Consider the following 13838-nt stretch of genomic DNA (forward strand, 5'->3'; position numbering starts at 1 on the left):
TTGTTCCTCTTCAGGTTAATCGACAGCTACCGGCGCCAAAAAGGCGGCCTCCAGCAGCTGCTGTGTATAAGGATGTTGCGGTGCGGCGAAGATATCCTGCGCTGCACCCTGTTCGACCACTTGGCCTTGCTTGACCACCATCAACTGGTGGCTTAGCGCTTTGACGACAGCCAGGTCATGGCTGATGAACAAATACGTCAGGTTGTACTTGGTTTGCAGCGAGCGAAGCAACTCGACGACCTGACGCTGTACGGTCCGGTCGAGGGCCGAGGTCGGCTCGTCCAGCAAAATCAGCGCCGGCTTCAAGACCAGCGCACGTGCAATGGCGATCCGCTGGCGCTGGCCACCGGAGAACTCGTGAGGGTAGCGGTGCCGGGTATCCGGGTCCAGACCAACCTCTTTGAGCGCTTCGATGATCGCCGTCTGCTGTTCGGCGGCCGTACCCATGCCGTGGATTCGCAAGCCTTCGCCAACGATTTCAGACACCGACATACGCGGACTCAAACTGCCAAACGGGTCCTGGAAAACAACTTGCATCTGCCTGCGCAGCGGACGGATCTGCTGTTGCGACAAGGATTCTAGCGCGTTGCCCTTGAACCGTATGGTGCCCTGACTGCCGATCAGCCTGAGAATCGCCAGGCCCAGCGTCGATTTGCCCGAACCGCTTTCACCCACAATACCCAGCGTTTGCCCTTCTGGCAGGCTGAAACGTATGCCGTCCACCGCCTTGACGTGGTCGACCGTGCGCTTGAGCAGGCCTTTTTTGATCGGGAACCAGACTTTCAGGTCCTCGATTTCAAGCAGCGGAGCACCCGCGGGGTTGGTCGAAGGACCGCCGCTGGGCTCGGCGCTGAGCAACACTTTGGTGTAAGGATGTTGCGGCGAACGGAACAATTCTTCGCACGATGCCTGTTCGACGATGCAACCGCGCTGCATGACACATACTCGATTGGCTATTTGCCTTACGACATTCAGATCGTGGCTGATAAGCAGCAGTGCCATACCCAGGCGAGCCTGCAACTGCTTGAGCAATTCGAGGATCTTCAGCTGTACCGTCACATCCAGCGCGGTGGTCGGTTCATCGGCAATCAGCAGCTCGGGTTCGTTGGCCATGGCCATGGCGATCATCACGCGCTGACGCTGGCCACCTGACAGCTCGTGTGGCAGCGCTTTGAGGCGCTTGTGTGGCTCAGGGATGCCAACCAGTTCAAGCAGCTCCAGCGTGCGCTCGGTGGCCGCCTTGCCGGTCAGGCCCTTGTGCAGGCCCAGTACCTCGTTGATCTGTTTTTCCACCGAGTGCAGCGGGTTGAGCGAGGTCATTGGCTCCTGGAAGATCATGGCAATCCGGTTGCCACGGATCGTGCGCAGTTTTTTCTCTTCCACTTTCAGCAGGTCTTCACCCGCGTAGCGGATCGTGCCGCTCGGGTGGCTGGCGATGGGGTAGGGCAGCAGGCGCAGGATCGAGTGCGCGGTCACTGACTTGCCCGAACCGCTTTCGCCGACCAGTGCAAGCGTTTCACCGCGACGAATATCGAAGCTGATGTTCTCGACCACGCGTTGCCGTGAGTCGCCCGTCACGAACTCGACCGCCAGATCGCGGATTTCGATCAGATTGTCATTGTTCATCTTATTTCCTTGGGTCGAAAGCATCGCGGGCGGATTCGCCGATGAACACCAGCAGGCTCAGCATGATGGCCAGCACAGCGAAGGCGCTGATGCCCAGCCAGGGTGCCTGCAGGTTGGACTTACCCTGCGCTACCAGCTCGCCCAGAGACGGCGAGCCGGCGGGCAGGCCGAAGCCCAGAAAGTCCAACGCCGTCAGGGTGCCGATGGCGCCGGTGAGAATGAACGGCAGAAAGGTCATGGTCGACACCATGGCGTTGGGCAGGATGTGGCGGAACATGATCGCGCCGTTCTCCATGCCCAGCGCCCGCGCGGCCCTTACGTATTCCAGATTGCGGCCACGCAGGAACTCGGCACGCACCACGTCCACCAGGCTCATCCAGGAAAACAGCAGCATGATGCCCAGCAACCACCAGAAGTTGGGTTGTACGAAGCTGGCGAGGATGATCAGCAGATACAGCACCGGCAGACCCGACCAGACCTCGAGGAAGCGCTGGCCCAGCAGGTCGACCCAGCCGCCATAGAAGCCCTGCAAGGCACCGGCGATGACGCCGATGATCGAGCTGAGGATGGTCAGGGTCAGGGCGAACAGTACCGAAATCCTGAAACCGTAGATCACCCGTGCCAGCACGTCACGGCCTTGATCATCGGTGCCCAGCAGGTTCTCCCGCGAAGGCGGCGCCGGGGCAGGGACTTTCAGGTCGTAGTTGATGCTCTGGTAGCTGAACGGGATGGGCGCCCACAGGGTCCAGCCATCCTTCGCGGCGAGCAGTTCCTTGATGTACGGGCTCTTGTAGTTGGCTTCCAGCGGGAACTCACCGCCGAAGGTGGTTTCCGGGTAACGCTCGAAGACCGGGAAGTACCAACTGCCGTCATAACGCACGGCCAGCGGTTTGTCGTTGGCGATCAGTTCGGCGCCCAGGCTCAGGCCGAACAGAATCAGGAACAGCCACAATGACCACCAGCCACGCCTGTTGGCCTTGAAGCGTTCGAAGCGACGGCGATTGAGAGGAGACAGCTTCATATCAATGCTTCCTGCTTTCGAAGTCGATGCGCGGGTCTACGAGGGTGTAGGTGATATCACCGATCAGCTTCACCACCAGCCCCAGCAGGGTGAAGATGAACAGCGTACCGAACACCACCGGATAGTCGCGGTTGATCGCGGCTTCAAAGCTCATCAGGCCCAGGCCGTCCAGCGAAAAGATCACTTCCACCAGCAGCGAGCCGGTGAAGAAGATGCCGATGAACGCTGACGGGAAGCCGGCGATCACCAGCAACATTGCGTTGCGAAACACATGGCCGTAGAGCACCTTGTGGTTGCTCAGGCCCTTGGCTTTGGCCGTGGTCACGTATTGCTTGCTGATTTCGTCGAGAAAGCTGTTCTTGGTCAGCAGCGTCATGGTGGCAAAGTTGCCAATCACCAGCGCGGTGACGGGCAATACCAGATGCCAGAAGTAATCGAACAGCTTGCCCAGCGTGCTCAGCTCGTCGTAGTTGTTGGAGGTCAGCCCGCGCAGTGGAAACCAATTGAAGTAGCTGCCCCCGGCAAACACCACGATCAGTAGAATCGCGAACAGGAATGCTGGAATGGCGTAGCCGACAATGATTGCCGAACTGGTCCATACGTCGAACTGGCTGCCGTGGCGCGTGGCCTTGGCAATCCCCAGCGGGATCGACACCAGGTACATGATCAGGGTGCTCCATAACCCGAGGGAAATGGACACCGGCATCTTCTCGACAATCAGGTCGATGACCTTGGCATCGCGAAAGAAGCTGTCGCCGAAATCCAGCGTGGCGTAGTTCTTGATCATGATCCACAGACGTTCCGGCGCCGACTTGTCGAAACCGTACATGCGTTCGATTTCCTTGACCAGTGCCGGGTCCAGGCCTTGCGCGCCGCGGTAGTTGGAGCCGGCCACTGATACTTCGGCGCCGCCTCCGGCAATCCGGCTGGTGGCGCCATCGAAGCCTTCGATCTTGGCGATCATCTGTTCGACCGGGCCACCGGGCGCAGCCTGAATGATGACAAAGTTGATGATCAGGATGCCGAGCAGGGTAGGGATGATCAGCAGCAGCCGTCGCAGAATATAAGCCAGCATGTTATTGCTCCGCGTTCGCAGGCTTGGCCTGATCAGGGGCTGACGGGGTCGCGGTCGCCGGTTTGACATCCGGCTTGGCCCACCAGGTCATCAGGCCGATATCGGAAAGCGCTTTGGCCTTGGGATGGTCGAGGTGATTCCAGTAAGCCACCCGCCAGGTCTTGATGTGCCAGTTCGGGACGACGTAAAAGCCCCACAGCAGTACGCGGTCCAGCGCCTTGGTATGGGTGATCAGGCTTTGCCGTGAGTCGGCGTTGATCAGGCCGTTGACCAGCGAGTCCACCGCAGGGTCCTTGAGGCCCATGAAGTTGCGGCTGCCCGGGTTGTCGGCGCTGGACGAGTCGAAGTACACGCGCTGCTCGTTACCGGGCGAGCTGGACTGCGGATAGCCCGTGACGATCATGTCGTAGTCGCGCGAGCGCAGGCGGTTGATGTATTGCGACACGTCGGCACGACGAATCACCAGTTCGATACCCAGGTCGCTCAGGTTGCGCTTGTAAGGCAGCAGAATGCGCTCGAACTCGGTCTGGGCAATCAGAAACTCGATTTTTACCGGGTTGCCCTGCGCGTCGACCATCTTGTCGTCGACGATCTTCCAGCCCGCTTCCTGCAACAGCTGGAAGGCCCGACGCTGCTGCGGCCGGATCATGCCGCTGCCATCGGTAACCGGCAGGGTGAAGGGTTCGCTGAACACGCGATCCGGAATCTTGCCGCGCAACGGCTCCAGAAGCTTGAGTTCTTCGGCAGACGGCAGGCCGCTGGCGGCCATTTCCGAGTTGTCGAAATAACTTTTGGTGCGACTGTACGAGCCGTTGAACAGCTGTTTGTTGGTCCACTCGAAGTCCAGCAGCAGAGTCAGCGCTTCGCGGACCCTGACATCCTGAAACACAGGCTTGCGCAGGTTGAAGACAAAACCCTGCATGCCGGTCGGGTTGCCGTTGGGCAGCTCTTCCTTGATCAGCCTGCCGTCGCGCACTGCCGGCGTGTCGTAGGCGGTCGCCCAGTTCTTGGCACTGGTTTCGATCCAATAGTCGAATTGCCCGGCCTTGCCAGCCTCCAGCGCTACCGTATTGTCGCGGTAGTAGTCGGTGGTCAGCACGTCGAAGTTGTAGAAGCCCTTGTTGATCGGCAGGTCCTTTGCCCAGTAATCCTTGACCCGCTCATAACTCACCGAACGACCGGCCTTCACGTCGGCGACCTTGTAAGGTCCGCTGCCCAGCGGGAAGTCCAGGTTGCCCTTGCTGAAGTCGCGATCAGCCCAGAAATGCTTGGGCAGCACTGGCAACTGACCAAGGATCAACGGTAACTCGCGGCTGCCCTTGTGCTTGAATTTGAACAGCACGCGCAACGGATCTTCGACGATGACCTGATCGACGTCGGCGTAGTAACCCTTGTACATGGGCGAGCCGTGCTCCATGAGGGTCTTGAAGCTGAACTCGACATCGTCGGCGCGGATCGGGTGGCCGTCATGAAAACGCGCTTCGGGGCGCAGATAGAAACGCACCCAGCTGTTGTCCGGGGATTTCTCGATCTTGCCGGCGACGAGTCCGTATTCCGTGAACGGTTCATCCAGGCTCGAGCGGGCCAGGGTGTCGTAGATCAGACCAATGTCGTCTGCCGGCACACCTTTGTTGATGAACGGGTTGAGACTGTCGAAGCCGCCGAAGCCTGCCTGGCGCAGCGTGCCGCCCTTGGGGGCATCCGGGTTCACGTAGTCGAAATGTTTGAAATCAGCCGGGTACTTCGGCGCTTCGTCATACAGCGTCACGCCATGCTGAGGCGCGGCCTGTACCGTGCAGGCGAGGCTGGCCAGCAGCAGGCCGACTGCCTGCGAGCGCAGGGAGTGCAGAGGGTTCATCGGGGCTTCTCCAGAGTCTTGAGCCACCACGCACGCAGCCCCAGGGTGTAGGGCGGGGTAGTGACCATGGCGAATCGGTTGCGATAGGCAAGCCGATGATTGTTCAGGTACCAGTTGGGAATGCTGTAGTGCTGAGACAGCAGGACACGGTCCAGCGCCCGCGCCGCGGCGACCTGGTCGTCCCGGGTCTGCGCGGCCAGCAGCTTGTTCAGCAGGACATCGACCACCGGGTTGGCGATACCCGCGTAGTTCTTGCTGCCGTTGATCGCGGCCTGACTGGAGTGGAAATACTGCCACTGCTCCAGACCGGGGCTCAGGGTCTGCTGCAGGGTCATCAGAATCATGTCGAAATCGAAACGGTCCAGACGTTGCTTGTACTGGGCGCGGTCGACGGTGCGCAGCCCTGCAATGATCCCCAGGCGGCGCAGGTCTTCGATGTAGGGCTGCAGAATGCGCTCGAGGTTGGGGTTGACCAGCAGGATCTCGAAGCGCAACGGTTGCTTGTCGGCATTGAGCAAACCCTTGTCCGAGAGTGTCCAGCCAGCCTCGGCAAGCAGCTTGAGGGCCTTGCGCAAGGTTTCGCGCGGGATCCCGCCGCCATCGGTTTTCGATGGGCTGAACGGCTGGGTGAACAGGCTGGCGGGCAACTGATCGCGGTAGGGTGTCAAGAGCAGCCATTCGGCCCCGGTCGGCAGGCCCGTCGCGGAAAATTCGCTGTTGGGGTAGTAACTGGTCGAACGGTCATAGGCGTCGCTGAACAGCGTGCGGTTGGTCCATTCGAAATTGAACAGCAGCCCCAAGGCCTCGCGCACGCGGATGTCGGCGAAGGCGGCGCGCCGGGTGTTCATGAACAGGCCCTGGGTCTGGGTTGGTATGCGGTGCGGAATCTGCGCCTTGATCACCTGACCGCTGGCGACTGCGGGGAAGTCATAGCCATTGGCCCAGTTCTTGGCCTGATGCTCGATGTAGATGTCGAATTCACCCGCTTTGAACGCTTCGAACGCCACGTCGCTGTCGCGGTAGAACTCGACCTCGACCCGATCGAAATTGTATTTGCCGCGGTTGACCGGCAAGTCCTTGCCCCAGTAATCCTTGACACGCTCGAACACCAGTTGCCGACCCGGCTGCACGCGGGTGATGCGGTAGGGGCCACTGCCCAGCGGCGGTTCGAAGGTGGTCGCCTTGAAGTCCCTGTCTTTCCAGTAATGCTGCGGCAACACCGGCAGTTCGCCCAGGCGCAGGATCAGCAGCGGGTTGCCGGAGCGCTTGAAGACAAACCGGATGCGATGACGATTGAGGATGTCGACGCGCTGCACTTCCTGCAAGGCGGTGCGGTATTGAGGGTGACCGTCCTTAAGCAGTGTCCGGTAGGAAAACGCCACGTCGTAGGCGGTGATCGGCTTGCCGTCATGGAAGCGCGCCTGCGGGCGCAGGTTGAACACCACCCAACTGCGGTCCTCGCTATATTCCACGGACTGGGCGATCAGCCCGTAACTGGAGGTTGGTTCATCGCCGGACGGGTCGTACTGGCCTGTGCCGACCATCAGCGGTTCGTTCAGCTCGTTGACGCCATACTGCAGGAAGTTGCCGGTCGAGACCGGGCTACTGCCCTTGAATGTGTAGGGGTTGAGCGTGTCGAACGTGCCGAAGGCCATCATTCTCAGGGTGCCACCTTTCGGCGCCTCGGGATTGACCCAGTCGAAATGAGTGAAGCTGGCCGGGTACTTGAGAACACCAAACTGCGCGTAACCATGACTTTCAGTGATGGATGCGTTGGCGCAGAAGCTCAAGGCCAGGCTGAGGGTTAGCAGGAAGGGACGTATCACGATCCAGGCGGCTTGGGCTTTCGGGTCGCTAACAGTAACAGCTTGTTCCAGCTGGAAAAAGACTGCAGGTGATGGCGCTGCCAGGGCTGCGTCGGCCACCCGCCCCAAGGTTGTCGAAGGGCAAGTGGCCGCGCTCATCAATGTGGCAGGTAAACGGTCAGGGTCTGGCCGGGTTTGAGAGCCTGACCGCTACGCGGATTCCAGCGCTTGAGATGTTGCATCTCGACGTTGAAGCGCTTGGCGACCAGGTACATCGAGTCGCCTTTCTGGATCTTGTACTGCATGGATTTCTTTTCGCTGTCCTTGCCACCGGTGCTGGCGACCGCCTTGCTCGCGGCTTTGCCGGCAGGCTTGCTGGTGTCCTGCATGACCAGCGTCTGGCCGACCTTGAGCTTTTTGCCGGTCAGCTTGTTCCAGCGTTGCAGGTCTTCGACATCGACCTTATTGGCTTGCGCGATGTTGGTCAGGTTGTCACCGCTGCGCACCTTGTAACTGCGGGTACGTGACGGCTTGTCGTTGCTGGCCAGCGCTTCGAACACGGGCTGTGAATTCTGCATGCCCGGCTTGACCGGTATGCTCAGCGACTGACCGACCTTCAAACGGTTGCCGGACAGCTTGTTATTGCCTTTGAGCGAGCTGACCGTGACCTGGTAACGACTGGCCAGGCTTTCCAGGGTATCGCCCTTGCGCACCCGGTAAGGCTGCCAGGCGACCAGTTCTTCCTGCTTCATGGTCAGCAGGCTGGCCGTCAGCAGTTGCGCCTTGGAGGTGGGCACCAGCAGGTGCTGTGGGCCATCGACGGTCAGGCGCTTCTTGTAGGCAGGGTTGAGCTGGATAAGCTCGTCTTCGTCGATATCGGCGGCGCTGGCCACCTTGGACAGGTCGACACGCTTGTTGAGCTCGACGACTTCGAAGTAAGGCTGGTTGGCGATCGGGTTCAGATTGACGCCGTAAGCTTCCGGCGACAGCACCACCTGGGACAGGGCCAGCAGCTTGGGCACGTAATCACGGGTTTCCTGCGGCAGCGGCAGGTTCCAGTAGTCGGTCGGCAGGTTGAGCTTGTCATTGCGCTCGATGGCACGGCTCACCGTGCCTTCGCCGGCATTGTAGGCTGCCAGGGCGAGCAACCAGTCACCGTTGAACATGTCATGCAAGCGGGTCAGGTAATCCAGTGCCGCAACGGTCGACGCCTGGATATCGCGACGTCCGTCATAAAAGCTGGTCTGGCGCAGGTTGAAGTAACGCCCGGTCGATGGGATGAACTGCCAGAGGCCGACCGCCTGACTGCGCGAAACGGCCATCGGGTTGTAGGCGCTTTCGATGACCGGAAGCAGCGCCAGTTCCAGCGGCATGTTGCGTTCTTCAAGGCGCTCGACGATGTAGTGCATGTACAGGCTGCCGCGCTCGCCAGCGTTTTCCAGAAAGGAAGGGTTGTTGGCGAACCACAGGCGCTGTTGATCGATGCGGGGGTTCTGATCGTTGCCTTGTTGCAGTTGAAAGCCCTGACGCATGCGCTCCCAGACATCCTGTGGAGGTGCGAGAGGGGTGGCAGGCTTGTGCGACAGGAAAATCGGTTTTTGCTTGATTCCGGCGGCCAGGTTAGGCGCGCGATGATTGCTGGCCGGGTCGACACTGGCGGTGCTCTGGCAACCGGCCAGAAGGGCACTCGCGGTGACGGCCATGGCCTGAGCCAACCGAGTCAATGCGTCCGAATGTGAAGGCTTGCTGGTAGATGACGACATTGTTCGGGGGGTACATCCAGACGAAAATGTCGGGCGATTCTAGGAAGCGGCCTGCCGTCGGTCAACCTTTCAGAATTTTATTGCGGTTTTAGGGTCGGGTCAGAACTTATCTTTCCATGCCCTCAGGCTTGCAAAGACCGCACTCTGCGAGGTGTTTTGCCCGCCGCTCCGTTCGTCCGCTTTTTCTTTAACGGATGTTTCCCCGGTACGCAGGAACGGATTGGTGCGTTTTTCCAGTGCCAGATTCGACGGAAGACTGATGCGATTTTCGCTGCGCCAGCGGGTCACTTCGGCCAGTCGTTCGGCAATATCGACATTGTCCGGCTCGACAGCCTGTGCAAAGCGCAGATTGCTCAGCGTGTATTCGTGAGCGCAGTAGATCAGTGTGCTGTCCGGCAGTTCGGCCAGGCGGCCGAGAGAATCGTGCATCTGTTGCGGCGTACCCTCGAACAGCCGTCCACAGCCGGCTGCAAATAGCGTGTCGCCGCTGAACAGCAGGGGGGTCGTGGCATCCTCATGATAAAACGCGATATGCCCCAGCGTGTGGCCTGGAACCGCATGCACCACAAATTCCAGGCCCAGCACGGTCAGTCGGTCATTGTCGACCAGCGCGATGTCGCGCGCCGGTATGGTCTCGGCCGCGGGCCCCAGCACACGCGCCGCGGTCAACTGCTTGAGTTCCGCGACACCGCCCACATGATCATTGTGGTGGTGCGTGATCAGGATATCGGTCAGCCGGTAATCGGGATTCTGCGCCAGCCAGCCCAGCACCGGCTTTGCGTCGCCCGGATCGACGACAGCGCACTGCTGGCTCGAAAGGTCTTGTAACAACCATATGTAGTTGTCATTGAAAGCAGGAAGGGCGTGGATCTGTATCATGGCGCAGTTCGCATAGCGGCAGACAATGGTGCATCTTAGAGTCTGTTGCCGCTGTATGCGAGCACCTCTGGAGGAGAACTCATGACCGATGAAGCGTTCGCTCAGGCTGATCCTGAGTGGCTTGCATTGATCCGCGCTGCCCGTGAATGGCTTTCCGGGCCGCTCGGGCAGCTTCTGCTCGAAGAGGAGCGGCGCATTCTCGACGAAGAACTGGGCCGTTATTTCGGTGGCTATCTGGTGCATTACGGCCCATCGGCGCAAAGCCCGCCGGTGGCTCCCCAAGTGCAGCGCAATGTACGTCTTGGTGCGCCGTTACCGGGTGTCGAGATCGTCTGTGAGGAACAGGCGTGGCCATTGAGTGAGCACGCGGCCGATGTCGTGGTACTGCAACATGGCCTGGATTTCTGCCTGTCGCCCCATGGCCTGTTGCGTGAAGCGGCCAGCAGCGTGCGGCCGGGCGGGCACTTGCTGATTATCGGCATCAACCCCTGGAGCACCTGGGGCATACGCCATGTTTTCGCTCGGGATGCGCTGCGCAAGGCGCGTTGCATTTCATCCTCGCGGGTCGCTGACTGGCTGAATCTGCTGGGCTTCGCGCTGGAGAAACGACGCTTCGGATGCTATCGTCCGCCCCTTGCTTCAGCAGCATGGCAGTCGCGTCTTGCAGGGCTTGAACGCCTTGGCGAGGGACGTCAGAGCCCTGGTGGCGGCTTCTATGTACTGGTGGCGCGCAAACTGGTGGTAGGCCTCAGGCCCTTGCGTCAGGTGCGCCGTGACCCTATCGGCAAGCTGATCCCCATGCCGATGGCCAAGGTCAGCCGCAACATTCAGGACCAGGCTTGAATAACGCCTTGCTGCACATGAAGCCCATCATTCTGGAAAGGTCGTAATGAGCGATAGCGTTGAACTCTTCACCGACGGTGCCTGCAAGGGTAATCCGGGCCCGGGCGGTTGGGGGGCCCTGCTGATATGCAAGGGCGTCGAAAAAGAGTTGTGGGGTGGCGAAGCCAATACCACCAACAACCGGATGGAACTGACCGGTGCGATTCGCGGGCTTGAAGAACTCAAGCGCCCCTGCGAAGTGACACTGGTGACCGACTCTCAGTACGTGATGAAAGGCATTACCGAGTGGATGGTCAACTGGAAGAAACGCGGCTGGAAAACCGCTGCCAAGGAGCCGGTCAAAAATGCCGATCTGTGGCAGCTCCTGGATGAACAGGTCAGTCGCCATACGGTGAAATGGCAGTGGGTGCGTGGGCATATCGGCCACCCTGGCAACGAGCGTGCCGACCAGCTCGCCAACCGTGGCGTCGACGAAGTGCGCGGCATCCGGCACGGCTAGACGCGCACGGGCTTGCAACGGCCGCAGCGTGCTAGAATCGCGGCCTGTACATGAGGCAACAGTCAATGGCATTGCAAAACCTGGATAACAGATCCATCGTCCTCGATACCGAAACCACCGGTATGCCGGTGACGGATGGTCACCGCATCGTCGAGATCGGTTGTGTCGAGTTGATCGGTCGCCGCCTGACCGGTCGGCATTTTCACGTTTACCTGCAACCTGATCGCGAAAGTGACGAAGGCGCGATCGGTGTTCACGGTATCACCAACGAATTTCTGGTCGGCAAGCCGCGGTTTGCCGAAGTCGCCGATGAATTCTTCGAGTTCATCAAGGGCGCGCAGCTGATCATTCACAACGCAGCGTTCGACGTTGGCTTCATCAACAACGAATTTGCCTTGATGGGTTCGCAGGACAGGGCTGATATCACCCAGCACTGTTCGGTTCTCGACACCCTGATGATGGCGCGGGAGCGCCACCCGGGTCAGCGCAACAGTCTGGATGCACTGTGCAAGCGCTACGGCGTCGATAACTCGGGCCGTGAGCTGCACGGCGCATTGCTCGACTCCGAGATTCTGGCAGACGTCTACCTGGCGATGACCGGCGGGCAGACCAGCCTGTCGCTGGCTGGTAATGCCTCCGATGGCAATGGCTCGGGCGAAGGCTCCGGCAACCGTGCCAGCGAAATTCGCCGTCTGCCGGCCGATCGCAAGCCTTGCCGCATTATTCGCGCCTCTGAAAGTGAACTGGCCGAGCATGAAGTGCGTATGAGCACCATCGCCAAGGCTTGCGGTGCTCCTCCGCTCTGGGTACAGATGCTGGAAGCCGGAGCACAGGCATCTTCCTGACAGCAAGCGGCAAAGGTGAAATGAACGTGGCACATCCTGCTTTGAGCATTCGGGTTGCAGACGAATGCTTCGAGGACTACATCCTCAATAGCGAATTCACGTTTACAGTGCTTGGCTATGCCCAGCCGATCATCGGCGAGTGCGTGGATTCATGGCCGGTCGAGCTGGTCGAGCCCTACAGCAAGAATTATGGTATCGACTCTCAGGAGTTTGCCGATCATCGTGACGCCGCCACCAGTTCGGTGATGGTCGCCTGGCTGGATGACCACCCCGTCGGCCATATTGTGATGAGCACTCACTGGAGCGGCTTCGCCTACATCGATGAACTGGCGGTAGACGAGTCGGCGCGCCGTCATGGCGTCGCACGTTCATTGCTCGATGCAGCGCAATTCTGGACTCGCAAGCGCAGTCTGCCGGGTATCGTTCTGGAAACGCAGAACAATAATCTGGGCGCCTGCAGGCTGTACGAGAGTTGCGGGTACGTGGTCGGCGGGGTGGATCACATGCGCTATCGAGGCATTGATCCGAACACTCGTGAAACAGCGATCTTCTGGTATCTGATCTTTTCGGACTAACAGCTTCCCGCTGGCGGTGTAGCCAAAGCGGGAATGCTGCCGTTATTACGTGGGTGTACGGGTAATTTTTATGCCCGATTGCACCAGCTCGAAGTCCTCACCACCCAAATGCTTGACCCGGTCGCCGATTGCCAGCCTGTAGGTGATCACCGGCTGCCCGCCCTGCGCCTCATTCGGCTGCGATTCCTGGAACTCATGAACCGGATAAACGCGACCTTCGGCGTCCCTGGCATGAAATTGTCCGACGAGAACTGAAGCCATTTGCTCTGTAACCTCTGAAACTGAATATAACTGCTGGTTTACGAATCCATTGAGGCTAGTAGACCACTGATCTATAGGTGAGTTTGCCTTTGAGGGAAAAAATAATCCCTGCTGTTCGAGTGCGTAGGGAATTGACTGGCGCACAGGTCGTCTAAACCCGGCTTCTGTTCTATACCTAACCTTCCCTTGAATCAGATGACGGATATTTCCATGAGCCAGGTTCACACCATTGCCGTATTGGTCGGCAGTCTGCGAAAAGAGTCCATCAACCGCAAGATCGCGCTTGCTCTGGCAGAACTGGCACCTGCCAGCCTGAAACTGAATATCGTCGAGATTGGTGACTTGCCGTTGTACAACGAAGACATCGATGGCGACTCACCGCCGCCTGCATACACCACCTTTCGCGAGCAACTGGGCGCTGCCGATGGCGTGCTGTTTGTCACCCCGGAATACAACCGCTCGGTGCCGGGTGCCCTGAAAAACGCCATCGACGTGGGCTCGCGTCCTTACGGTAAAAGTGCCTTCAGCGGCAAGCCGGGCGCAGTGATCAGTGCCTCGCCGGGTGCTGTCGGTGGCTTTGGTGCCAACCATCACCTGCGCCAGTCGCTGGTGTTTCTGGACGTGCTGTGCCTTCAGCAGCCCGAAGCCTACCTGGGCGGTGCCGGGAGCTTTTTCGACGAGTCCGGCGCACTGTCCGATAAAACCAGGCCCTTCCTGCAGAAGTTCATCGATGCCTTCGCCGCTTGGGTCGACAAGAACGGCAGGGCTGCCGCCAACTGATTTTTTAA

The 13838-nt window shown here is 59.6% G+C and carries 13 protein-coding genes; 5 read left to right on the forward strand and 8 right to left on the reverse strand.

Features of this window, described 5'->3' with window-relative positions; all coding sequences use genetic code 11:
- Positions 1 to 15: 15 nt before the first annotated feature.
- The 7 genes from V476_RS19910 to gloB all read right to left on the reverse strand — a co-directional run bounded on the left by V476_RS19910 (position 16) and on the right by gloB (position 10027).
- A complete protein-coding gene (locus V476_RS19910) occupies positions 16 to 1626 on the reverse strand; it encodes an ABC transporter ATP-binding protein (protein ID WP_024959170.1) in 1611 nt (536 codons plus the stop codon).
- A gap of 1 nt (position 1627) precedes the next feature.
- Positions 1628 to 2647 carry an ABC transporter permease gene (locus V476_RS19915; protein ID WP_003315267.1) on the reverse strand — a complete coding sequence of 340 codons (1020 nt, stop codon included), beginning with the start codon at positions 2645 to 2647 and terminating at the stop codon, positions 1628 to 1630.
- Between the two features lies 1 nt (position 2648).
- The gene (locus tag V476_RS19920; RefSeq protein WP_003409733.1) at positions 2649 to 3722 is read right to left on the reverse strand and encodes a microcin C ABC transporter permease YejB; all 1074 of its coding nucleotides are present in this window, start codon (positions 3720 to 3722) and stop codon (positions 2649 to 2651) included.
- Position 3723: 1 nt separating this feature from the next.
- On the reverse strand, positions 3724 to 5580 hold the full coding sequence (locus V476_RS19925) for an extracellular solute-binding protein (RefSeq protein ID WP_024959171.1): 1857 nt from the start codon (positions 5578 to 5580) through the stop codon (positions 3724 to 3726).
- Positions 5577 to 7406, reverse strand: coding sequence for an extracellular solute-binding protein (locus V476_RS19930; RefSeq protein ID WP_024647978.1), 1830 nt, complete (start codon positions 7404 to 7406; stop codon positions 5577 to 5579). Before V476_RS19930 ends, V476_RS19925 begins: the two co-directional genes overlap by 4 nt.
- 137 nt (positions 7407 to 7543) lie before the next feature.
- On the reverse strand, positions 7544 to 9148 hold the full coding sequence (locus tag V476_RS19935; protein WP_004418520.1) for a lytic transglycosylase domain-containing protein: 1605 nt from the start codon (positions 9146 to 9148) through the stop codon (positions 7544 to 7546).
- A 99-nt stretch (positions 9149 to 9247) separates the two neighbouring features.
- Complete coding sequence (gene gloB / locus V476_RS19940) at positions 9248 to 10027, reverse strand: hydroxyacylglutathione hydrolase (protein WP_003315258.1); 780 nt, start codon at positions 10025 to 10027, stop codon at positions 9248 to 9250.
- A gap of 81 nt (positions 10028 to 10108) precedes the next feature.
- On the opposite strand from gloB, the gene V476_RS19945 reads away from it, so the two are divergent.
- The 4 genes from V476_RS19945 (at position 10109) to V476_RS19960 (ending at position 12789) form a co-directional block, all read left to right on the forward strand.
- Positions 10109 to 10870, forward strand: coding sequence for a methyltransferase domain-containing protein (locus V476_RS19945; protein WP_003315257.1), 762 nt, complete (start codon positions 10109 to 10111; stop codon positions 10868 to 10870).
- 46 nt (positions 10871 to 10916) lie between these two features.
- Positions 10917 to 11369 carry a ribonuclease HI gene (gene rnhA / locus V476_RS19950; RefSeq protein ID WP_003390623.1) on the forward strand — a complete coding sequence of 151 codons (453 nt, stop codon included), beginning with the start codon at positions 10917 to 10919 and terminating at the stop codon, positions 11367 to 11369.
- A gap of 65 nt (positions 11370 to 11434) precedes the next feature.
- A complete protein-coding gene (dnaQ, locus tag V476_RS19955) occupies positions 11435 to 12214 on the forward strand; it encodes a DNA polymerase III subunit epsilon (RefSeq protein ID WP_003390621.1) in 780 nt (259 codons plus the stop codon).
- 20 nt (positions 12215 to 12234) lie between these two features.
- Positions 12235 to 12789: a GNAT family N-acetyltransferase gene (locus V476_RS19960; RefSeq protein WP_003304334.1), complete on the forward strand. Its 555-nt coding sequence runs from the start codon at positions 12235 to 12237 to the stop codon at positions 12787 to 12789.
- A 45-nt stretch (positions 12790 to 12834) separates the two neighbouring features.
- On the opposite strand, the gene V476_RS19965 is transcribed toward V476_RS19960, so the two are convergent.
- Entirely contained in the window at positions 12835 to 13050 is a 216-nt protein-coding gene (locus V476_RS19965) for a hypothetical protein (protein ID WP_003342876.1), read from the reverse strand.
- Between the two features lie 210 nt (positions 13051 to 13260).
- On the opposite strand from V476_RS19965, the gene V476_RS19970 reads away from it, so the two are divergent.
- Positions 13261 to 13830 (forward strand): NADPH-dependent FMN reductase, encoded by a 570-nt coding sequence (locus tag V476_RS19970; RefSeq protein WP_017278088.1) that lies wholly within the window; start codon positions 13261 to 13263, stop codon positions 13828 to 13830.
- Positions 13831 to 13838: the final 8 nt, after the last annotated feature.

The organism is Pseudomonas syringae KCTC 12500, from assembly GCF_000507185.2.
Classification (GTDB): Bacteria; Pseudomonadota; Gammaproteobacteria; order Pseudomonadales; family Pseudomonadaceae; genus Aquipseudomonas; species Aquipseudomonas syringae.

Coding starts and splice junctions, on each gene's coding strand:
- V476_RS19945 (WP_003315257.1), top strand. CDS start 10,109: ATGACCGATGAAGCGTTCGCTCAGGCTGATCCTGAGTGGCTTGCATTG.
- V476_RS19965 (WP_003342876.1), bottom strand. CDS start 13,050: ATGGCTTCAGTTCTCGTCGGACAATTTCATGCCAGGGACGCCGAAGGT.
- V476_RS19935 (WP_004418520.1), bottom strand. CDS start 9,148: ATGTCGTCATCTACCAGCAAGCCTTCACATTCGGACGCATTGACTCGG.
- dnaQ (WP_003390621.1), top strand. CDS start 11,435: ATGGCATTGCAAAACCTGGATAACAGATCCATCGTCCTCGATACCGAA.
- V476_RS19925 (WP_024959171.1), bottom strand. CDS start 5,580: ATGAACCCTCTGCACTCCCTGCGCTCGCAGGCAGTCGGCCTGCTGCTG.
- V476_RS19920 (WP_003409733.1), bottom strand. CDS start 3,722: ATGCTGGCTTATATTCTGCGACGGCTGCTGCTGATCATCCCTACCCTG.
- gloB (WP_003315258.1), bottom strand. CDS start 10,027: ATGATACAGATCCACGCCCTTCCTGCTTTCAATGACAACTACATATGG.
- V476_RS19915 (WP_003315267.1), bottom strand. CDS start 2,647: ATGAAGCTGTCTCCTCTCAATCGCCGTCGCTTCGAACGCTTCAAGGCC.
- V476_RS19960 (WP_003304334.1), top strand. CDS start 12,235: ATGAACGTGGCACATCCTGCTTTGAGCATTCGGGTTGCAGACGAATGC.
- V476_RS19910 (WP_024959170.1), bottom strand. CDS start 1,626: ATGAACAATGACAATCTGATCGAAATCCGCGATCTGGCGGTCGAGTTC.
- V476_RS19970 (WP_017278088.1), top strand. CDS start 13,261: ATGAGCCAGGTTCACACCATTGCCGTATTGGTCGGCAGTCTGCGAAAA.
- rnhA (WP_003390623.1), top strand. CDS start 10,917: ATGAGCGATAGCGTTGAACTCTTCACCGACGGTGCCTGCAAGGGTAAT.